At 39.3% G+C, this 21,822-nt stretch carries 21 protein-coding genes and 1 pseudogene; 12 read left to right on the forward strand and 10 right to left on the reverse strand.

The window, feature by feature from the left end:
* Positions 1-155 precede the first annotated feature (155 nt).
* A pseudogene (locus AC3ANL_RS03190) lies at positions 156-587 on the forward strand (exosporium protein C); the annotation flags it as partial.
* Between the two features lie 216 nt (positions 588-803).
* On the opposite strand, the gene AC3ANL_RS03195 reads toward AC3ANL_RS03190, so the two are convergent.
* The gene (locus AC3ANL_RS03195; RefSeq protein ID WP_488327820.1) at positions 804-2,645 is read right to left on the reverse strand and encodes a diguanylate cyclase; all 1,842 of its coding nucleotides are present in this window, start codon (positions 2,643-2,645) and stop codon (positions 804-806) included.
* A gap of 172 nt (positions 2,646-2,817) precedes the next feature.
* Positions 2,818-3,414, reverse strand: a complete 597-nt coding sequence (locus AC3ANL_RS03200; protein ID WP_488327821.1) for a DUF5317 domain-containing protein — start codon at positions 3,412-3,414, stop codon at positions 2,818-2,820.
* 282 nt (positions 3,415-3,696) lie between these two features.
* On the opposite strand from AC3ANL_RS03200, the gene AC3ANL_RS03205 reads away from it, so the two are divergent.
* Positions 3,697-3,945: a hypothetical protein gene (locus AC3ANL_RS03205; RefSeq protein WP_488327822.1), complete on the forward strand. Its 249-nt coding sequence runs from the start codon at positions 3,697-3,699 to the stop codon at positions 3,943-3,945.
* A 250-nt stretch (positions 3,946-4,195) separates the two neighbouring features.
* Here the strand turns inward: AC3ANL_RS03205 and AC3ANL_RS03210 are convergent, their stop codons facing one another.
* Positions 4,196-4,396 carry a hypothetical protein gene (locus AC3ANL_RS03210; RefSeq protein WP_488327823.1) on the reverse strand — a complete coding sequence of 67 codons (201 nt, stop codon included), beginning with the start codon at positions 4,394-4,396 and terminating at the stop codon, positions 4,196-4,198.
* A gap of 150 nt (positions 4,397-4,546) precedes the next feature.
* Here AC3ANL_RS03210 and AC3ANL_RS03215 point away from each other — a divergent pair, with 150 nt between their 5' ends.
* Positions 4,547-5,050, forward strand: coding sequence for a hypothetical protein (locus AC3ANL_RS03215; RefSeq protein ID WP_488327824.1), 504 nt, complete (start codon positions 4,547-4,549; stop codon positions 5,048-5,050).
* A 3-nt stretch (positions 5,051-5,053) separates the two neighbouring features.
* Here the strand turns inward: AC3ANL_RS03215 and AC3ANL_RS03220 are convergent, their stop codons facing one another.
* On the reverse strand, positions 5,054-5,446 hold the full coding sequence (locus AC3ANL_RS03220; protein WP_488327825.1) for a hypothetical protein: 393 nt from the start codon (positions 5,444-5,446) through the stop codon (positions 5,054-5,056).
* 223 nt (positions 5,447-5,669) lie between these two features.
* On the opposite strand from AC3ANL_RS03220, the gene AC3ANL_RS03225 reads away from it, so the two are divergent.
* Positions 5,670-5,954 carry a hypothetical protein gene (locus tag AC3ANL_RS03225; protein WP_488327826.1) on the forward strand — a complete coding sequence of 95 codons (285 nt, stop codon included), beginning with the start codon at positions 5,670-5,672 and terminating at the stop codon, positions 5,952-5,954.
* 276 nt (positions 5,955-6,230) lie between these two features.
* The gene (locus AC3ANL_RS03230) at positions 6,231-7,661 is read left to right on the forward strand and encodes a sigma-54 interaction domain-containing protein (RefSeq protein WP_488327827.1); all 1,431 of its coding nucleotides are present in this window, start codon (positions 6,231-6,233) and stop codon (positions 7,659-7,661) included.
* 92 nt (positions 7,662-7,753) lie between these two features.
* Here the strand turns inward: AC3ANL_RS03230 and AC3ANL_RS03235 are convergent, their stop codons facing one another.
* Both AC3ANL_RS03235 and AC3ANL_RS03240 read right to left on the reverse strand, forming a co-directional pair.
* The gene (locus tag AC3ANL_RS03235; protein WP_488327828.1) at positions 7,754-8,134 is read right to left on the reverse strand and encodes a VOC family protein; all 381 of its coding nucleotides are present in this window, start codon (positions 8,132-8,134) and stop codon (positions 7,754-7,756) included.
* A 268-nt stretch (positions 8,135-8,402) separates the two neighbouring features.
* Positions 8,403-9,236: a TetR/AcrR family transcriptional regulator gene (locus AC3ANL_RS03240; RefSeq protein ID WP_488327829.1), complete on the reverse strand. Its 834-nt coding sequence runs from the start codon at positions 9,234-9,236 to the stop codon at positions 8,403-8,405.
* 101 nt (positions 9,237-9,337) lie between these two features.
* Between AC3ANL_RS03240 and AC3ANL_RS03245 the strand changes: the two genes are divergently transcribed.
* Complete coding sequence (locus AC3ANL_RS03245) at positions 9,338-12,427, forward strand: efflux RND transporter permease subunit (RefSeq protein ID WP_488327830.1); 3,090 nt, start codon at positions 9,338-9,340, stop codon at positions 12,425-12,427.
* Between the two features lie 248 nt (positions 12,428-12,675).
* Here the strand turns inward: AC3ANL_RS03245 and AC3ANL_RS03250 are convergent, their stop codons facing one another.
* From AC3ANL_RS03250 to AC3ANL_RS03265, 4 genes are all read right to left on the reverse strand, one after another.
* Positions 12,676-12,912, reverse strand: a complete 237-nt coding sequence (locus AC3ANL_RS03250; protein WP_488327831.1) for a helix-turn-helix domain-containing protein — start codon at positions 12,910-12,912, stop codon at positions 12,676-12,678.
* A gap of 45 nt (positions 12,913-12,957) precedes the next feature.
* The gene (locus AC3ANL_RS03255; protein WP_488327832.1) at positions 12,958-13,194 is read right to left on the reverse strand and encodes a hypothetical protein; all 237 of its coding nucleotides are present in this window, start codon (positions 13,192-13,194) and stop codon (positions 12,958-12,960) included.
* Between the two features lie 21 nt (positions 13,195-13,215).
* Positions 13,216-13,608 (reverse strand): competence protein ComK, encoded by a 393-nt coding sequence (locus AC3ANL_RS03260; RefSeq protein WP_488327833.1) that lies wholly within the window; start codon positions 13,606-13,608, stop codon positions 13,216-13,218.
* Between the two features lie 429 nt (positions 13,609-14,037).
* Positions 14,038-15,228, reverse strand: a complete 1,191-nt coding sequence (locus AC3ANL_RS03265) for an MFS transporter (RefSeq protein ID WP_488327834.1) — start codon at positions 15,226-15,228, stop codon at positions 14,038-14,040.
* Between the two features lie 151 nt (positions 15,229-15,379).
* Here AC3ANL_RS03265 and AC3ANL_RS03270 point away from each other — a divergent pair, with 151 nt between their 5' ends.
* From AC3ANL_RS03270 to AC3ANL_RS03295, 6 genes are all read left to right on the forward strand, one after another.
* The gene (locus tag AC3ANL_RS03270) at positions 15,380-16,270 is read left to right on the forward strand and encodes a LysR family transcriptional regulator (RefSeq protein WP_488327835.1); all 891 of its coding nucleotides are present in this window, start codon (positions 15,380-15,382) and stop codon (positions 16,268-16,270) included.
* Positions 16,271-16,400: 130 nt separating this feature from the next.
* Positions 16,401-17,336, forward strand: a complete 936-nt coding sequence (gene hprK / locus AC3ANL_RS03275; protein ID WP_488327836.1) for an HPr(Ser) kinase/phosphatase — start codon at positions 16,401-16,403, stop codon at positions 17,334-17,336.
* Between the two features lie 68 nt (positions 17,337-17,404).
* The gene (locus AC3ANL_RS03280; RefSeq protein WP_488327837.1) at positions 17,405-18,184 is read left to right on the forward strand and encodes an ABC transporter substrate-binding protein; all 780 of its coding nucleotides are present in this window, start codon (positions 17,405-17,407) and stop codon (positions 18,182-18,184) included.
* A gap of 37 nt (positions 18,185-18,221) precedes the next feature.
* Positions 18,222-18,974, forward strand: a complete 753-nt coding sequence (locus AC3ANL_RS03285; RefSeq protein ID WP_488327838.1) for a helix-turn-helix transcriptional regulator — start codon at positions 18,222-18,224, stop codon at positions 18,972-18,974.
* A gap of 321 nt (positions 18,975-19,295) precedes the next feature.
* Positions 19,296-20,675 carry an MFS transporter gene (locus tag AC3ANL_RS03290; RefSeq protein WP_488327839.1) on the forward strand — a complete coding sequence of 460 codons (1,380 nt, stop codon included), beginning with the start codon at positions 19,296-19,298 and terminating at the stop codon, positions 20,673-20,675.
* A gap of 57 nt (positions 20,676-20,732) precedes the next feature.
* Positions 20,733-21,584, forward strand: a complete 852-nt coding sequence (locus AC3ANL_RS03295; RefSeq protein WP_488327840.1) for a creatininase family protein — start codon at positions 20,733-20,735, stop codon at positions 21,582-21,584.
* The last annotated feature ends 238 nt before the right edge of the window (positions 21,585-21,822 follow it).

Genomic DNA, 21,822 nt, shown 5'->3' on the forward strand with positions numbered 1-21,822 from the left:
ACGATGAAGTGAAACCAATAACTCCAAGAGAACTGGGCTGACAATAGCCCTTTTTTGCTTTTTTTGGAAAATTAGCTCATGATTCTAAAATAATTGTCCAAGCTCTTAATTCTTAATTGCATACTCTAGTGTATTAAGTTAAGGAGGTGATTAAAATGGTTCGAATTATTGATTATCAAGCTACAGAGCCAGTTAGTAGAGTTAATCAAATTAGACCAGTTACTATTCCTCATTCTCCAAAAAGAGTAGTATTAGCAACTATTCGTATAACTATTCCTCGAAGAGATGCAAATAAAAATCATGTAGAATTAATTGCAACAGTGGGAGTGCGCGGGGTTACAGGGACTTCTCAAATTTTATTTAAGATCTTCCGTGATGGAAAAGAAATCTTCAGAGCCCAAGAGGGAGTAGAATCAGATGCTGGATCAGAGCTAAACTATATTGTGACAGTCCAAGGGATAGATACGAATGTGGGAGAAGGTTCCCATACGTATCAAGTGACTGCTGAAAATATTACCAATGGTACAGAAGCTGCAGTTGTAGGACCAATTTCCTTTAGTGGCTTAGCAATTGCTCAATCTGACAAAGATGATGATGACGATAAAGATCGTATCACAAGTCGTGATAGAGATCGAGATATGGAGCGAAGGACGAGTCGTAATCGAGATCGAAACACAAGTCGAGATCGAAACACAAGTCGAAAAAGAAACACAAGTCGAAATCGAAACACAAGAAAGTGGAATTGGTAAGATAGGGGTCAGTCCCCCACTACGTTAACGTAGTGGGGGACTGACCCCCATTTTTTATCTATGCACGGTTTCAAGCTCTTTTTCGACTTCGATGTTCGTATGATCAAGCTTTTTGATCATGGCAATAAAGGGTTCGATGAATTGAGGATCGAATTGTTTTCCGGAGCATTCGCGTAACTCCACGATCGCTTCTTGGAAGGTTTTTGTTTTTTGGTAAGGCCGCTCCGTTGTCATCGCATCGAAGGAGTCGATGACGCAGAGAATCCGCGCTAGTTTTGGAATTGATTTTCCTGCCAGCCCATATGGATAGCCGTTTCCGTCAAATCGTTCGTGGTGAAGTTCGACTAATGGAATCAAGTCTTCTAATTTCTTATTCGTTGAAACGATTTCTTTTCCCCAGGTGACGTGCTTTTTCATGATTTCCCATTCATGAGGCTCGAGTTTTCCTTTTTTATTTAAAATCTCCCGCGGGATTTCGATTTTTCCAATGTCATGGATGATAGCTCCTAGAATCAGCGTCTTCCGTTCATGGTCACTTAAATTAAGTAACCGTGAAAAGTCGACCGCATATTGGTAGACGCGTTTACTATGGCGATACGTATAAACATCCTTGGAGAGGAAAATTTTTAATTGGAATTCCAATTCTTCCAGCTCACTTTCAAGTGTATGCGAGTGTTGGACGGAATAGTTAGAATGTTCATTATAGATTTGTACTTGGTTTTTCCCTTGTTTTTTCGCAGCATACATGGCTTGATCCGCTTTATTAAGTAACTCGGAAATACTGTAGGTTTCTTTTTCACATTCAGCAATCCCTGATGAAAAGGACAAGCAGCCATAGGGGAGACTTTCTACCCCTTTATAGTAGGTGTCATTTACTTTCTTTCGCAATTCATTCATGAATGCAAAAGCCGTTTGGCAATCGGTATTTGGCATGATGATTGAAAATTCTTCACCGCCATAGCGGGCAACGATGAAATTTGCCGTATCAGATTCCTTTTGCAAAATTGCACCGAATTCCTGCAGCAAATGATCCCCTTGAATATGCCCGTAGAGATCATTGTATTTTTTAAAATCGTCGATATCAAGGATGACAAGACTTAATGGCTGATCATTTTCCTTTGATTCCTTTACGTATTTTTCTAATATTTCTTTAAAGTACCCATGGTTATTAAGACCAGTAAGGAAATCTTTGTTTGCTTTCTCAGATATCTCTTTAAATAAGTTAAAATGCTGTTTAAAGGCTAACGACAATAAAAAGGCAATACAGGTAAATAACGACAGCCCGAATAATTTCTGAGGGTTCATCAAAATGACAAGTACTAATGAAAGCACAAGAGTACTAATATAGGTAGCAGTTGTCTCTTTAAGAATGGCCTTAAAAAAATTTATGATGTTTTCCGTTGCATCTAAAATAAAATAGATACCAACTAATAGTAAATTCAATCCAAAGTACACGCAAAAAGAAAGTAAATAGGGAAGGATATTATTGATACTGATTTCACCTGGAGCCCCATCTGTAAATTTAAATGCAGCATAGGCACCGATAATCATTAAAGAGTAAACAGAGAAATTAAATAGATGTTTCCACCAGGCAATTTTTCGCTGTATGATTGAAAAAATAATAGAATGTATTAATAAAACTACCAATGTCATGTGTAAGCCATACATAAAAAGACTTGCTAAATAAATAGAAGAATCCATCGAAAGGGAATTTCCCTTTGGGGGAATCAGGATGGTGTAGTAATTAAGCAGTAAAATGGATAAGGAAAGAGCAAAAGTCATAATCCAATCGACTTGTGTTTTATGTGGGAGTTGAATCAAGAAAGAAAACAGTAAAATGCCAGCGGCTGAAATTAAGGAAAGATATGTATTTGCAGGTGTCATTAAATTACGCATACTCATCACTCTCATATATATTAATTTAGGAGAAGTAAAAAAGTTTTACTTCTCCTACCATTTTACTCTTAAACTAATTTAAATCCAGAAGTTAAAGCAATAATAATAGAACCGATAATGATTGCATTGTAAAGAATGCCAGTTAACTTAATTCCTTGTTTTTGATCTTTTTTCATCTATTCTCACCTCCTTTAAGGAGATGAGGTGCAGGATTCGCTTTTTTAGCTATTGGATGATGAACCATCAGATACTGAATGAAAAAGAAGATTCCGATATTCATAATTATATCACCAATACTGATGATTTGTGTCCGTGGATAAGGATCTGTAATGGGAATGACGTCACCTAAAAATCCAAGATAGCTAGAAGAAGTTAACATCGTATGTTTAGCATACAGGCTTTCTTTCAAAGCATCAACATATGCTGGATCCAAAATTGAAGCTGCATTCACTGATACGGGCATTCTGCCGCCGTTGAGTACCATAACTATAAAGTTTAGAAATACACCTATAAAAATGAGCTTAAACCCCTTGTTTTTCCGATTCATGAATAAAAATAGTAAACCAAGGACATAAACGATTATGTAGATAGAGCCACTTATTTGGCCGAGAAATTTGCTGTCATTTTGAAGCGTAAAAACCGCCAATTCAATGATTAAGAGAAGTGGAAAGATCCAACCCCACTTTAGCTTTAGCTGTGCTAGGGCTCGTAAGTTTCCTTTTCGAAGAAACCCAACAATAAACGAGATAATGATGCCGTCAAATACCATCAGCGGTTACCTACCTATTTCAAAATATATTACAATTCTATCAAATGTAAAAATTGCACCTAGGGAAAATATTCCCACAATAATATAATCAAATATAATTGTCGAAAGCAAGGGAAAATTGTAAAAATTTGTGACGGAATGTAGACATTAGTCTTTACAGGGGTCAGACCCCCACTCCGGTAATGCGGTAAAGGCTAAACTTGTACCTTATTTTTATCACCGAAGTTCATAAAAAACATATGATAGATAAAGGACAGTAAGAGGTAGAAGGGAGGAGTAAGAGTGCCTTCAGTGATTAATTTAGGTATAATAAATATTAACTCTACACAGCCAAGTTCTGCCGTCTTTATTGGTGAATCCGTTGTTACGGGCATGGACGCTAATCGAAAATATAATTTAGGCTTTGGGGGTATTTATGGATTTGGAAATGTGATGGCAGGAAATTTAGCCAATAATGCAGATAGCTTCGAGGTTATGGATGGAGTTATTTTTGACCAGGACTTTAAGCCAAGTATTGGAGGAAATTTATAAGCAAGGGGTCAGACCCCCACTACTTTAAAGCAGTGGGGGTCTGACCCCTTTTGGTTGTTAAGGCAGAGCTGGCTTGCGAAAAGTTGTTTCGGTCTCCATGGATGTTTCCTAAGCCTTGGTTATGTTCTTTGGTGTTTTTGAAGTCTTCTATGAAGTTGTTTCCGATGCTGAAGCATGAAGCTCCTTCGATGGTTCCGATTTTGATTGTACCGATGTGAAAGGTGGGAGATAGAATGGGGGAAGACATGAATTAATCATCCTCTCCTGTTTCCTTTGTTGTGATCCAACGATTCTCGATTAGCTTATTGTTATTTCCAGTCAGTGATCCAACCGCTTCATTTATCGTTGTTTCCACCGAAAATTCCTTAAGCTTGTTATGGCTGCCGATAAATATGCCAGATGATGTTTCCAGTTGATCGACTGAAATATGGCCGAAAGTGATCTCAATCATATATCGTGTCTCCTTTCATTTCCTTATCAGACTATTCAATAATTGGGCGTTTGACACAATCTTTCTGATTTCCCTAGGCATTCGTCACCATCGTAAATCCAGACACATAAGGTGCATTAATAGTAAATATTGAAAATGTGGTGAGCAGAGTTGAAACATACTTCACAATTTAACTTTATCGGGGATATCAAAGTCCAAACCATGCGGAGGCAATCTGGGATCTTTATTGGGGAACGAAATCACGCCATCGGCTGGAGTACCCATGGCAAAGAAAACAATGTAATTGGGAGTGTTAGCGGGCAATCTAATCTTCTTTTTCAAAATATTTTAATCTTAAGTGATCCTGATTTTATCGATACACCCATTGATGATCGCGATATTAATTTTTCCGTTGAAAATGCAAGCAATGAAGACCATACCAGTTTTAATCTTGGGGCATTAAGTGTTAATTCGATGCAGCAAAATAGCTCTGTTTTTGTTGGGAAGTCACATGTGACCGGGATGGACGCCAACGAGAAAGCAAATTATTCACAAGGAGGCGTTTATGGAAATCAAAATCAGTTAATGGGGAATATCAATTCAACCAATGACCAAGATGTTGTCGATGGTGTGATGGAAGATCAAGATATCAAGATTGCCAATATTACCAAGTAAAAATCAATCATTGCGGAAGCGGTATCCCTTTGCTGTTTTGGTGATATTTTGCTGATTCGGTGCGGCCGTTTCACTCATGGTATTCTGTTTTGCCTTGTCCTTCTCCATTTTTAAAATAACGGGGTCGGAAAGATCTTCCATTCTTCCAATATGATTGCCGATAATAAGTTTTCCGCTCAGCTCGTCAATGTCTAGATTGTCCAGCCGGAAAATCATATTCTCTAAATAATCTATTTGTACATGATCAATTTGGATATTCCTCCCTTCCTTGCCTTCCTCTGCTTTTTGTTTCTGCTCCAGCAGTTCAATAATACGGTCTAATTTCGAGAGAAGGAGGGGGTCCATCTTAAGTTCCTTTTCAACCGGTTTCTTCTTAAAAGAAAAATATTTAAACATATCCTTCTCCCTTCCGGTGTCTGTCACGCTTATATTATATTTGCCTGGGACAGGAAATATACCAGGGCGGGGTCAGACCCCCGCCCTGGTAATGCGGTGAAGTGTGAAAAGGATTTCACTATTTTACAAATTTTGCAGACGTAAAGAATAGGTGTTTGGTATAATGTACATAGTGTTCGGAAATTCTTCTTTGAAAATCATATAAAATTTGGAGTGAACAAGTATGCAACTAAAAGATGCAGTCGTGCAAAATATTGACCTAGAAAAATCAACCTTTAATATGCTATTAACCTTCACTGATGATAATCATGCTATGTTATTTTGCCGAGTAGAAGATAACCGTGTTAAAGCTTATAACATTGGAATCATGAAAGGTACTTGCCCTTGCTGCTTAAAGCCTAATTGTCAAAGTCTATTTGCCAAACGTCATGAGTTACTAGTCGAAGCACAGAAGTTCACTGAGCTTCCAAAAGAATTGGTCTCAGAAAGAGTATTGGTGAATAATTAAGTTTGGGTGGGGGTCAGACCCCCACTGGGTTAATGCTGTAGATCCCCACTAGTTTAACGCACAAAAGCGCGGCATAGAAACTCTCTCGCCAAGGCAGGCCAGCCCTCGCACGAATTGAATCCTTCCTCTACTATTTATAATCATCTATCTATTAATCTACTTTTTTGAAACTCAGTTTTGGAGCACTTGTATGAATGGAAGCGTTTTATTTATTGAAATCATTCCGTATATTTTTGTTATAATAAACGTAACTACCATAACAAAGGGGGGACAAGGGTGAACCAGGCATTTGACAGAGTACCTAAAACTTGGCATGAGCAAATCACGAATTTATTAGCAGAGCGAGTCGTTATTGTTGATCGGGACGGGATTATTATATATATCAATGAAGGATATTGTGAGTTTATCGGCACGACGATGGAAGAGGCCATCGGCCGCCCCGTACAGGATGTGATTGAAAACTCACGCATGCACATCGTGGTTCAGACGGGTGAAAAAGAACTGGCTTCGATTCAATCCATCAATGGCAGTGAAATGATTGCCAACCGATTCCCTCTTTTTGAAAATGGAGAAATTGTTGGTGGCTTGGGAAGTGTGATGTTTCGCAATCCTGAGGAATGGCGGATGTATAAAACGAAGGTCCAAAATCTTGTTGAAGAATTAAACTACTATCAAAAGAAAGTTCAAAAGGACTTACGGAGTAAGTATAACTTCAACGACTTAATTGGGACGAGTCCTGCTTTTTCGGCTGTCAAAAAACTGGCTGAACGAGTTTCCTGGAGTGACTCATCGGTGCTCTTAATGGGGGAATCCGGTACGGGCAAGGAATTGTTTGCCCATTCCATCCATAACAGCAGCATGCGGGCCTCCGCGCTCTTCGTGGCCATTAACTGTTCGTCTATTCCTGAGCATTTACTTGAATCCGAATTGTTTGGTTATGAGGATGGGGCGTTTACAGGCGCCAAAAAGGGCGGAAAAAAGGGGCAGTTTGAAATTGCCCATGAAGGCACGCTTTTTCTTGATGAAATAGGCGATATGCCGCTTTCGATGCAAAGTAAACTGTTGCGGGTCTTGCAGGAAAAAGAAGTCCATCGTGTTGGCGGGCAAAAGTCCATCCCTGTTGATGTTCGGATTATTGCGGCCACCCATCGGGATTTGGAGACCATGGTCGACGAGGGCACGTTTCGCCAAGATTTATATTATCGCTTAAATGTTATTAAAATTGAAATCCCGCCACTGCGAAAGCGAAAGGTGGATATTCCGTTAATTTCAAACAGTCTATTAAGAAAGCTGGAAAAGAGATTCTATCGAAAGGGCATCGAACTTTCTAACGAAGTCATCGAAGGATTAATGCAGCATGCCTGGCCGGGTAACATCCGGGAACTTGAAAATGTGTTGGAACGCTGCATTAATGTACTGGATGGAAAAACGATTCAAGCGGCCCATCTACCATTGTATTTACGGGACCAAAAAGACCTAGAAATGGTGGAAGGGGAAGACGATGGAATTCGACCGTTCCCTGACTTAATTGAACCACCTGCCTCTTTGACCGTTCAGCCCTTAAAGGAAAGGCTGGCCCTTGCTGAAAAACAAGCGATTCAACAGGCATTAGCGATCACGAAGGGAAATAAAGTCGAAGCCGCAAAACTGCTCGATATTAGTAAAACTAGTTTTTATGATAAGTGTAAGTTGTATGATGTGAACTAGCACCCGGAGCATGTGTGTCATACCCGGGTGCTTTTGATGTTGTTTATAATCAAAAAAAAGCTACCTGAGCTAGGCAGCTGTTCTTGCTATCATTACTTATTTTTTTCCATAACAGCAAAGTAATTTTGTTCTTCATCAGCAAAGTTAAATACTTTACCAGAAGGCAGTGTAACCATGTCTCCGACGGTGATCTGTTTATCCTTATACTCTTGATATAACGCTTCTAAATTGTCTGAGAAAAACATTAATGAAGGGGTGCCCAGATTTACTTCTGGGGAAAACTTAGCAACAAGTTCCTTATTGTGAAGAACGAGGCTCGTTTGTGCATCCTTAGTTGGAGCCACTTCAAACCAGCGCATTTCTCCGTTAGTTTCTTCAGAAATGACACGAAACCCTAGTTTTTCTGTCCAAAATTTCACTGCTGCATCTTGATCATTGACGTAGATCATAATTTGACCAACTTGATTAATCATTCATTTCGCCCCTTCTACTAGTTAGATTAATCGCATTATAACATTTCTTTATTCTGGAACAAAATGAAAGAGCTTCCTTTTTCAGTATATAAGAATTTATAAGTTTTGGCTTCGAGAATTGTCCAGCTTCAGTGCCCTAGCGGCTAGTGTCCTTCGCTCTCCGCCCTACATAAGTCAACATCGAATCGCCTCCGGCTCTTCGTGTTTCCTTTATCTCAGTTGGAGCGCTCCAGGCCATACGCCGCTGACCAGGGCGCTTCCGCTTTTCTTATAATTCATAATATTGACGAAGTAAATAGGAAATCCACTTACAATGCGGATGGTTTCGGATGTTTTCGAGTAATCCTTTTACCAGCGCGGGACTTAACGTTGGTTTAAGTAAATGTTGTTGAAGCAAAAGCAGCGATTCTTTTTCAATCGATTCATCCATTTCATTTATCTTTTGGGCGATCATTTCAAGGAGCTGTTCCTTCGTTATATTTTCTTTCGTAGGATGATTATATGACTCAAGCAGCTCTTCTGAAATAAACGGAATTGTTGTATACCGGGCGAGTATATTTGTTTTTTCCACTAGCGATTGAGACAACAAATTCATATCGATTGCAGCGTTAGAAAATAAAAATAGATGCGAATAAATACTGATGAACCCTTTGATACAATAAATTAAATCATATTTTGTCTGTTGAATTGCTTCACCGTATATACGTTCAATCAGCGAAAGAATGATCGTTTCGAATAGCCGATCGTAGTTTTGCATTTTTATAAAAAGATCTTTATTGAGTGTTTGGGATTGCTCTTTCATAAGGATTTTGGCAAAATCCGTATGTTTATGAAAAGTTAAAAACGTGGTGTAATAAAATTCGTATAAAAGGTTTTCAGCCTTGTCAGTATTTCTGACTATGTGGTCAATATCAGAAGTGAATTGCATCATGAAGTGATCAACTAATGCGATAATCAATTCATCTTTTGACTTGAAGGATAAGTAGAACGCACCTTTAGAAATACCGCAATACTCGGTTATTTGTTGCACGGTAGTGGCTTCAAATCCTTGTTTTGCAAAGAGTTCCAATGCTTTTTCCATAATTAGTTGTTTTTTTATCATCTTATTTGATCCGCTCCTAGAGGTCACTTCGTTGACAAATGACTCATTAGTCATTATTATAAGGAAATGAGTTAAATAAGTCAATTTAGGTAGGTGTCATCGTGAAAGGGTTAGTCAACTTTGTCCTGAAAAATAAATTAGCAGTCTGGCTGCTTACCATTATTATTACGGTTTCGGGTATTTATTCAGGGACACGAATGAATATGGAGACTATTCCAGATATTTCAATTCCATACTTAATGGTTATGGACGTATATCCTGGGGCCACTCCTGAAAAAGTGATGGAAGATGTTTCTGTTCCAATCGAAAAAGCGGTAGAAGGCCTTGAAAATGTAAAGGCCGTTTATTCAAATTCCTATTCTAACATGTCAAGTCTTCAAGTGGAATACGAATATGGAATTGACATGGACGAGGCAAAACGTGCCTTGCAATCGGCGTTAGATGCCGTGAAATTACCAGAGGGTACACAGGAACCGAAAATTACGGCGATTAGCATGAACATGATGCCGGTTGTGGCTCTAAGTGTAAGTAGTACAAAAGAGGATATTGTTGATTTAACCTCAACCGTAGAGGATGTCATCCTTCCAAAAATCGAGAAAATCGATGGGGTTGCCTCTGCTACGATTACAGGTCAGCACATTGAAGAAGTGGACTTAACGTATAACAAAGCCAAATTAGCGGAGTTTGGATTAACAGAAGATAAAGTTAAGCAAATGATTCAAGCAAGCAATATGGCGGTTTCATTAGGGCTATACGAGTTTGAAGAAGGTGAACAGGCTGTAGCTGTAGACGGCAAGTTTATGACTACAGATGAATTAAAGAATATGCTGATTCCTGTCACACCTTCAGCGAAACATCCATCCCCATTTGTGAAACTTAGCGACATCGCGACGATTAATCTCGTCGGTAAAGTCCAATCGGTTTCACGGACAAACGGTAAAGATGCGATTGCGATTCAAATTGTGAAAGAACAACAAGCAAACACCGTTGACGTTGTTAACAGTGTGAAGAAAGTCATCAAAGACGAAAAAACAAAAATTGATGGACTCGTGATTGATGTTTCACTTGACCAAGGTAAACCAATTGAAGAATCTGTTTCAACCATGGTTGAAAAAGCCTTGTTTGGCGGTTTAATTGCCGTATTGATTATTCTTCTATTTTTACGAGATTTTAAATCGACGATTATTTCAATTGTCTCGATTCCAGTTTCGATATTCATGGCATTGTTGCTGTTAAACTGGATGGGAATAACGCTCAACATCATGACCCTTGGAGCGATTACGGTTGCCATTGGCCGGGTTATCGATGACTCGATCGTCGTCGTGGAAAATATTTATCGCCGCTTGCATCTAAAACAAGAGAAATTAAACGGACGCGCGCTTGTCCGTGAAGCGACGATTGAAATGTTTAAACCAATCTTGTCCTCCACTTTAGTAACGGTAGCCGTATTCGCACCGCTCATTTTTGTTGGCGGTATGGTCGGCGAGATGTTCAGGCCGTTTGCCTTAACCATGGCGTTTTCACTAGGTGCTTCGTTACTTGTCGCCATTACAGTTGTGCCGGCATTATCACATTTCTTATTTAAGAAAAAGTTATACGGTGAAAAGACTGTGAAAAGTCATAAAGGGAATGGGGAATTAGCGAACTGGTACAAATGGGTCCTCGAAAAGGCCCTTAACCATAAAGTGATTACATCCCTGATTGCGATTGTTCTATTAGCAGGCAGCTTGGCATTAACCCCATTAATCGGTTTTAGTTTTATGGGCAGTGAAGAAGAAAAAGTTATGTATTTAACCTACACGCCAGAGGCAGGCGAGTTGAAAGATGAGACGTTAGCCAATGTTCAAAAGGTTGAAGAGAAGATGCTGAACCGTGATGATATTGATATCGTTCAATTATCTGTAACGGAAAGCGGCGATCCCTCTTCACAAATGATGATGATGGGCGGCGGATCTGGCGGTGCTTTAATGTACCTCATCTTTGATCCTGATATGAAAGATTTCCCGAAAGTTCGTGAGGAAATAGAAGACTATGTGAAAAATATCGGCCAATCCGGGGAGTGGAAATCTCAAAACTTCTCGCCTACGTCGATGTCTTCAAATGAAGTCAGCTACACTTTTTACAGTGAGAATTTAGACAAGCTAAATGAATCTGTCAAAAAGGTTGAAAAAGTGATGCAGAAAAATGATGGCTTAAAGGATGTTACGTCAACGGCAGAGGATGCTTACGTTGAATATACCTTCAAGGTAGCCCAAGACCAGCTGCTGCAGCATGGATTAACAACGGGGCAAATCGTCATGATGTTGAACCCAGCGAAAACAAAAGATGTGTTAACCACTGTTGAAAAAGATGGTGACACCTTAAATGTAATTGTTCAGCAAGAACAATCCAAACAACCAAAATCCATCGATGAACTGTTAGCAACTCAAATACCGACAGCACTCGGTAAGCCTATGCCGCTTTCTGAGCTTGTCAAAGTAGAAAAAGGTACAACGTTAAATACCCTTGCACGTAGTAAAGGTGAGTACTACGCAACGGTTACTGGAACGATTTTGGATAAAGATATTTCAAAAACAACATCTGAAGTAGATAAACAGGTTAAAAAGCTGGATCTGCCAAAAGGTGTTACAGTCGGCACGGCGGGTGTGCAGGCAGATATGACAGAAACCTTTACACAACTTGGTGTAGCCATGCTTGCTGCGGTCGCAATCGTCTACTTTATCCTTGTTGTGACATTTGGTGAGGGTGTCGCTCCATTCTCGATTCTATTCTCGTTACCATTTGCGGTGATTGGCTCATTTGTTGGTTTATTAATCGGCGGTGAAACGATTTCTGTATCGGTTATGATGGGTCTGTTGATGCTAATCGGTATCGTTGTCACCAACGCAATTGTCCTGGTGGACCGGATCATTCATATGGAACGTGATGGAATGAGAATGCGCGATGCCATTCTAGAAGCAGGTGCAACGCGGTTACGGCCAATCCTGATGACAGCGATTGCCACGATTGGGGCGTTAATTCCTTTAGCACTTGGTTCTGGCGGCGGCGGTTTAATCTCGAAAGGGTTAGGGATTACTGTAATCGGTGGTTTAACAAGTTCGACGTTATTGACGTTGATTGTAGTGCCAATCGTTTATGAGGTCTTATCGAAGCTATTCAAGAAAAATCGCCGCGAAGTACAAGAAAATTAAGGGATTAGCCCTGCAGGATGAAATTTCATCCTGCAGGGCTTTTTTTGTTCTATAAGAATTTATAAGTTTTGGCTTTGAGAATTGTCCAGCTCCAGCGCCCTAGCGGCTAGTGTCCTTCGCTCTCCGCCCTACGATAAGTCAACATCGAATCGCCTCAGGCTCTTCGTGTTTCCTTTATCTCAGTTGGAGCGCTCCAGGCCATACGCCGCTGATCAGGGCGCTTCCGCTTTTCTTAACAGAACGATTGCTTATCTATTTTCCGGGTGCTCTTCGATCGCTTTAATAAGGTCTGATGCTTTCAGATCAAGCCCAGTTGCAAGTGCTAAGATGGTTGCCAGTCCAGGCTTTTTAATCCCTCTTTCCAGGATACTGATATAGGAACGGTCTAGAGAACTGTTAAGCGCCAAACCTTCCTGTGAAAGGTGCTTTTCCTCTCTTAATTTTTTTAATACCTTGCCAAAATGAACCGCTGAATACGTCTCCAAAAACATCCCCCATTCGAAACATCTAATAATGTATAAATTGAATTTCTAATTTTGCCAATCTTCTAAAACAGCAAAATTGTATTTGCCTGTTTCTTCCATGGCAAGTTGGTGAACTTTCTTCGGTTCAAGATAGAAGGTAATGGGACTAGGATGAGTGCCTCTTTCCAACGAAAGTCGAATTAATTGATTGGCTGTTTCAATTTTATTATTAAAGAAGGATAATTTTGAATCGACAATCATGGAATAACTATTATCAAACTCTACTTTTGTCTTTTTGCCCACTGCTGTGGTTTTCACAATATGTTAAGGGTTGAACCAGATACAATCCACCTTTTTAGGTGACTTTATTGGAAAAAGGCAAATCCCCTGATATGGGTTCACGATGATTGGGCACTTCATTTTCTTGCCCAATACAAATTTAGCCCCCGCGATTGCGCCTCTTAAGTCATAGCCTATGTATGTTAGTGAATCATCTAATAGCTGCAAGGGCGTTCTGTCCACCAGAAAGGAGGAATTGCCAGCCATGACTCGAGCACAAAGCTTGCCATTACGGTCATATTCCCCCATCATCAAAATTGTTTGCTTTTCGATAAAGTAATTTTTTTGAATAATAATAGTTATCCACTCCTCTAAATTCGCATGATTTGAAAAAGGCTCTCCTCCTACTATTTCTGATATGAACTCTTTGGTGCTCAAAATGACCACGCTTACATTTGCTTGTTTGTTTGAACGCTGTTCACCGCCTTTTACCCCCGCCAAGAGATTTTTTATAGTTTTATAGATGGGAACCTAAATCTCCCATTTCTATTTAACATGAATTAGGTCTTTTTTACCACTGACTAAAGTATTCAAAATAACCTATATTTCGACTAAAATTTTGACAATCATATGACAATTATGGGAATTTATTTTTTAATTAGTAGAAGATTAGGAGGAAAGGTTATCGGGGTGTTTCAAATACTTGGTTCAGGGGTGTTTTCGGCTGGTTAGAAGCACTTTGTTCCAAATATGACGACCGTGCTTCTTCCAACAACAAAAAGAGGTGGAAGCCTAAAACTTCGCACCCCATCTCATAAGAGAGTCTCAAATTCTCACTATTATTTACCATGCAGCTGCCCACCATGATTAATGAACAAGCTGTGATGCTTTTTGTTCTTTCTCTTTGACATTTCTAGTTAAAGCAAAATACAAAACACCGCCAAGAATGATGATAATTCCTCCGGCTAAAAAGACATTGCGATAGCCAAGCCCACTAGCAACTAATCCTAAAATATAAGCACCAATTGCCATACCAAGGTCCATCGAATTGAAGTATAAGGAGTTGGCAATTCCGACACGATCGGGCTCAACCGAACTAATAATTTGGGTTTGGAAAATTGGTGTGATCGAACCGTATCCAATTCCGATAATCGCCCCTGCAATAATCATTAAGGCAGCCGTTTGAGTTTGTAGTAATAGGAACATGCCAATGAAATAAAGAAGGACACAAGGATAAACAATGACTTTTGCACCGTAGCGATCTGACCAACGTCCTGTAAACGGACGGAACACAAGCATAAACACGGCATAAATCACGAAGAAGGTACTTGCCGCTGCGACTAAATTAATTTCCTGTGCAAATAATGGTAAAAAAGAAGAAATTCCTGAATAAGCACATGCTAAAAAGAAAGTTGGAATGGCGTATTTAGCTGCCTTTTTATCGACAATATCGTTAAAGGAAAATTTAGGTCTTTTACCATCTGGTTTGAATTCTTTTTCGGGAACATTGGTGATGAAGGCAAGGGAAACATTGATGGCGGAAATGACCATGCACAGAATGAAGAGCATGGTATACGCATGGATATTTGAAAGGTTTAGCCCGATTAACGGACCGAAAACCATCGCGAGACCCATGGCCAAAGAGAAAAAGCTTAAGCCCTCACCACGTCTGGAGGCGGGAATGAGTTCAGCACTAATCGTTCCTTTGATGACGGTAATGACGCCAAAAGTTAGCCCATGGAAAATCCGCAGAATTAATAATCCCCAAATATTTGTGGCAAAGGGATACAAAAGCGTACCAATGAAAAAGGCCAGAGCAGAGTATATTAGAATTTTTTTCTGAGAACCTTTGCTAACCCATTTTCCGGCAATCGGCCGAATGATAATGGCAGCTAGTAAAAATAAGGTAAGGACGAGCCCGACTTTGTCTGCCCCCGCATCAAGCTCACCAACAAGATACAATGGTAAAGCCGTCATTAAAATATAAAAGGCTAAAAATATAAAAAAACTAATCGAAGTGATGGAAATAAAGTCTTTTGTCCATAATTTTTCTCTCATTTGAACGATCTCCCCTTAGTTGTTAAATTTGTTCTTCTTATTTAAATAGTGCAACTATTTCATTATACTCCTTCTTATCATGCATGATTATTTGAATATTGTATGGTTAGCATGCATAATTGTAATATCAGATTGAATGGAGGGTTAATTGATGGACTTGCATCAACTTAAATATTTTCAAGTCTTAGCAAGTGAGGAGAATATAACCAAGGCTGCCGAGAAACTAAATCTTTCGCAACCGGCATTAAGCCGGTCGATTTCGCGCATTGAGGAAGAGATTGGGGTTCCTTTATTTGAACGGATGAATCGTGGCGTGTCGTTAAATCAATATGGAAAGGTATTTTTACAACATACCAATTGCGCACTTTCAGAAATAAATGAAGCGATTCAAAAGATTACTGATATGGTTCATCCTTTACATGGGACGATTTCACTCGCCTTTATTCAAACGCTTGGGTCAAGCTATGTACCGGATTTAATTAGTGAGTTTCAAAAACAGTTTCCGGATATTACCTTTCACCTGTATCAAGATACAACGAAAAGAATTCTCGAACAAGTTGATTCGGCGGAAATTAATATTGGCTTCTGTTCCCCGCAAGTACCGATTGAACAACTGGGTGTTTCCTTGATTATAAAAGAAGAATTGTATTTAATTGTTCCGGCGGGCCATCGTTTGGCATGCGCGCAAGAAGTTGATTTAAAAGAGGTTTCGACTGATCCATTTATTCTTTTTAAACAAAACACAGCTCTTCGGGAGGTCATTGATAGACTGTGTGCCGAAGCCGGTTTTCAACCAAAAATTGCCTTTGAAGGGTTGGAGGAAAAAACGGTTGCTAATCTGGTCGGAGCTAATTTTGGTGTCGCGATTATTCCGTTTATTCCTGACCTTGATGAAAATAAAGTCTCTTTGATTCGCGTCAGTAACCCGAAATGCTTTCGCAATATTTCCATGGTATGGAGGGAAGATGGATATATGTCACCGGCCGTGGCTGTTTTTAAAAAGTTTGTGCTTGAACAGACAAAATATGGATTTTTGTCTTAGGCTGGATTTTCCATACGTACAGCTGTTAAAAATCTCTCTTTTCAGAATTTAATTCGCAAATGGATGACGATTCTATTATTCTTAAGTATAATTCAAATAAAGAAAGGCGATTAGGACGGTGAGGATAAGGGTGAAAAAAATAACAGTTGAAAACTTGGTTCGGAGGTTTTCCTTGAAAGTAGTGGCAGGTGAAAGTCAACTGCAGAAAATGATTACGCAATCAAGGGTGCATCGTCCGGGCCTGGAATTTGTCGGGCATTTTGATTTTTTTCCGACAGAACGAGTGCAAATTTTAGGAAAAAAGGAAATTACCTATTTACATAAATTAAGTAAAGAGGAACGTAAAATACGCATCGGAAATATTGTTCACTATCATCCGCCTTGTTTTATTGTAACGGCTGGTGAAGAAGGACTTACCTATTTAAAGCACCATTGTGTGGAAGAAGGAATCCCATTATTAATAACAAATAAACCTGAGACCACGTCAGAGTTTATAATAAAATTGGATGCGTATTTAGTGAAGGAATTAGCCCCAGAAATTGCTGTGCATGGTGTTTGTTTAAATGTGTCTGGCATTGGGATCTTGCTTCGTGGTCATTCAGGGGTAGGGAAAAGTGAAACGGCACACACGTTAATACGTCGGGGACACCGGCTAGTGGCCGATGATATCGTTGTCCTAAAAAAGCTTAGTCCGCAAACCATTCTGGGGACTCATGATGAGAAAAACAAGGAGTTTTTAGCCCTTCGCAGTATTGGGCTGTTAAACGTGGTTCGTTTATACGGTCGTAAGGCTTTTCAAGATGAAACACGAATTGCGCTTGATATTCATTTGACCAAATGGGAAAAAGATGCCTTATATAATGAATTGGACCAGAAACTTAACTATTCAGATTATATGGGTGTGAAGATTCCTTCGATTGAACTCCAACTCCAGCCCGGACGTGATGTCGCCGGATTAATTGAGGCAGCAGCAAATAACTGGTATTTGAAGCAGCAGGGATACAGCGCTGCCGAAGAGTTCATGAGCAGGATTGAGGCGGACATGGCGGATGTTGGTGTGAAATAACTATTTACATAGTTAACAAGTTTTTTAAGGAGCGGCTTCTATTAAAAATGGAAAGAGGGAGAAAATCGATGACAGATTTTTTAACGGATCATCTTGGGAGACAGGTGAATATTCCTGAGACACCGAAGCGGATTATTTCCATTTGTCCAGCCATTACCGAGACCCTCTTTGCTTTGGGGCTTGAGAAGGAAATAATCGGTCGGACAAACTATTGTATTTTTCCTAAAGGAATTGTAGAAAACGTTTCCATTGTGGGCGGTACAAAAGAAGTAAATGTGGACATCATCCGTGAATTGCAAGCCGATCTCATCCTAGCTGAAAAAGAAGAAAACACAAAAGAAATCGTGCTTGCCCTTGAAAAAATTGCCCCTGTTTTCGTGATGGAGGTACAAAAGATTGATGATTCCTACCGTTTGATTGAAACGCTGGGATTACTGACCAAGAGGGAGCAGACAGCGAAACGCCTCATCACCTCTTGCCAATCTTCCTTCCCAGCTCGATCAAGTAAACAAGCTCTAAATGCCGCCTATGTTATTTGGCGCAAACCATATATGGTAGTAGGGGGAACGACCTACATAAATGATGTTTTACAGACCCTTGGTTTCCATAACCCCTTCGAACAGGGAGAATCAAGATATCCCCAGGTTACAAAAGAGGAGCTTGCAGCTGCCAATCTTGATGTGGTTTTGCTTGCTTCCGAACCATTTCCCTTTCAAGAAAAACATGCAGCGGAATTGCAATCCTTTCTTCCCAACGTAAAAATCATTCTCGTCGACGGCGAAATGTTTTGGTACGGGGCGAGAATGAAGATCGCAGGGCCTTATTTAGAAAAATTAATAAAAATCTAATATATTTAAGGCAAAATCCATAAGGCAGGGATTATACATGAAGGAACAACGGCGTGCAGATACTCCAAATTCACCTCTAAATCAAAATGGTCTTACGCCTGAATACATTGAATCTGGCCATAAGCTAAGGGACAAGCTGCTCTACGGTATTCAACAGGGTGATCGAGATTTGGTAACTGAATATGAAAGTGACTTGTTTCACATATTTGGGGAGGATCTATTTAACCTTCTGAACAGGGTCCCAAATAATAGGATTCGATCCTATAAAAATATTCTCCTATCACACAATACACTTTATAGCTATGCAGCTGAAAAGGGCGGATTAAGTCCATGGCAAAGCCATTTTATATCAGAAAAATATGCCATCATGATTGAGCACGCTGAAGCCATTACTGAGCTGGATAAAATTCATTACAATATGATAAAAGAGTATTCCGACCCTGCGATCCGAAAATCTCAAGGTAACAACCTAACCATTGTAGAGAAAGCAGAAAACTATATAGAGATGAACTTTGCGGAGGACATTTCCATGGAGCAAATGGCACGGAAATTACATGTTCATCCTTCCCATTTAATGCGTGCGTTTAAGAAAGAAAAGGGAACAACGATTAGTCATTATCGAAATCTGAGAAGAGTAAAAGAAGCGGAAGAACTGATTTTATTTTCCAATCTTTCCATGACGGAAATTGCCATTATGGTTGGGTTTAGCAACTCCCAGTATTTTTCTAAATTTTTTAAAGAGGTAGAAGGAATGACTCCTGTAGAGTTTAAAAAGAAACGTAAGAAATGATTTATAGAAGAGATGTATGAGAGAGGACCATCTTTTTAGTGGTGCATGAGAAATCATGCGCCTTTTTACTTACCTATTTTTAAAAAATTCATGCAATTATACTATAAAATCATGCAATTGGAGTACAAAAGTATTTTTTGTATTCGATGTATACTAGTAGTCAAGAAACACATAAAGCGCTTACAAACAGTTGAAAAATGTAGAATATATGCATTTTTTAACAAAATGTAAACGGTTAATTAGGAGAGAGGTAAGAATCATGCTTCAAAGCGAAGTGAAGGATGTTAGGAACTTTATAAAAAATAAAGAGGAGGGCACTATATGAAGAAGTTTGGAGTAAAAGACCAGGTTGGATATGCGCTAGGAGATATAGGAGGAAGTTTCGTTAATTTATATATTGGTTCATTCTTTATTGTCTTTTGTACTTATGTATTAGGTGTAAGCCCTTACTTTATGGGGACAATGTTTTTAGTCGGGAAAATATTCGACGCCCTTGTGACTGGAATTATGGGGACCATTACTGACCGTTTTAGAATAGGAAAAAGCGGAGATAAATTCTTGCCTTGGATTAGCTTTTCTAAATGGTTACTAGCAGCAGCATGTTTAATAGCTTTTGCAGACATATCAAGTTGGGAATCTACCGCTACTCACATTTGGGTAGTAACTGCTTATCTATTTTTCTGTGTTGCTTATACTGCTGATGCCATTCCATATGGTTCATTAGCATCTGTTATCACAAATGATCCAGTTGAACGTACAAAATTATCCCGTGCCCGTTCGATCGGCGGTATGATTGTAGGAGTTGGTTTCTTATCTTTTGTTCCAATGTTCATCTATGATAAAGCTGGAAATATCGTTCCTGAGGCTTTCTTCTATATCGCTATTGTATTCAGTATTTTATCATTATTATCTTATTCAGGGCTTGTAAAATTAACGACTGAACGTATCCGTGACGAAAAACCTGATGGAGCTAAGCTTGATGGTGCTAAGCCTGATTACGATTTCAAGGATGCATTTAAAGTAGCATTTTCCAACAGACCATTAATCGGTATGATGGTTGCAACTCTCGGTTCTACCTTAATCATTTCTGGTGTTGCTACTTTAGCTGCTTATGTATTTGCTGAGTATTATAACATGCCTAAGGCATTTGCTATTAACTCTTTCATTAGTATGGGAATTATACTTGTGTTATTCGTTGTAATTCCAAAACTCGTAGCAAAATTCAATAAACGCAACTTGATTCTTGCTACATCAGCATTCAGTTTAGTTGCATCTGCACTAATGACTTTTGTTACGTTTGAAAATGTATATGTATTTGCGGCATTATACAATATCGCAACAATCGGTTCATCCGTGTTCGTTATGCTTGTTTGGGCATTGGTTACAGACTGTATCGATTATACAGAGTACAAAACTGGAAAGAAAATCGAAGGAACCCTTTACTCCCTCTATTCTTTCGCTCGTAAAGTAGGAATGGGATTAGGAGCAGCAGTGGGAAGTTACTCTTTAGGTTGGGTTGGATTTGTATCTGGTGCAAAATCACAGTCACAAGAAGTTGCAGAAGGTATATTAAAAATGTACACAGGTATGCCAGTTGTGGCATTTATTATTATCCTAATCGGTGTAGGTTTAATCTTTAACCTAAATACAAAGAGCACAAATGAAATGTATGCAGTATTAAAAGAAAGAAGAGCGTCGTAATAAGGAGAGCTATTTTATAGTGAATCGTTATTAAATAGAATAATAGGAGAGGTTCAAATGCGTACTAGATTCCTTTCAAAAATGACAAATGGGGAAGTCGAAGAGTATTTAGAGCGAAATGATATAATTTATGTGCCGGTTGGGGTAACGGAAACGCATGGAGCTTTGCCACTGGATTCTGAAACCGTTTTAGCAGAAGCGATTGCATTAAAAATGGCTGAAGAATCAGATGGGCTTGTTTTGCACAACTTACCTTATTTCTTCCCAGGCGGAACGATTGTGGGCCGGGGAACGATTCAAATGAGTGTAAAAGACGGTATGGCTTATTTAGATAAAATTGCAAAGTCATTACTAAATCAGGGTTTTAGACGACAAATTTTTATCACTAGTCATGGGCCAGCTTATTTGACCGTAAGCGGCATGGTTCGTGATTTCTTTGATGAAACAAAAGTGCCTGTGCTTTATATGGATCTATTAAATGCAGCGGAGGCAGCCAATTTTAATGTGATGGATGCCTTCCATGATATGACCATTGGTGCTTATAAAGTTTTAGGCAGATTAGAAGATGTTCCATTGAATGTTCCTGTATCTCAGTCTGTTACGTATGATATTGGGCATATGTTAGCGGGGATGGGGAAGAATCCTGGAAATCAATTAGGAAAATATGCTTATCAATCCGGCGCGGTGGGTTCTTACTTTGATGCACCATCTGATCATATGGCTACTCCATTTTTGAAAACACCTGAAGAAAGAGAAGTACATGCAGATGCGGGTGTTCAAGCGATTCATGAACTTGTAAAGGCATTGGATATGCCGGCGATCGTTGAAACACTTCGTCAAGTCGATGTGTATACTAGGGACACCATACTTCCTAAATATGGAGCACATTTACCAGGCGGAAAAGAGTAATAAAAAAGGGGTCAGTCCCCCGCTGCTTTAAAGCAGCGGGGGACTGACCCCTTTTTTTCTATTTGGATGTTTACGTTTACAAAATGGTGGAATGTAAAGAGAAAGAAACTGGTAGGGGAGTCGGTGTTGAGTGTTGAATAGGCCAAATAAGTGGGTAGTGTTTTCAGGTTTTTTGGGACTTTTTATGATCTGCGTTCTTTTTTATACTTTTTTAACATCAGTGGATAAAAAGGAGCAC

The organism is Neobacillus sp. DHD-1R (assembly GCF_057747995.1).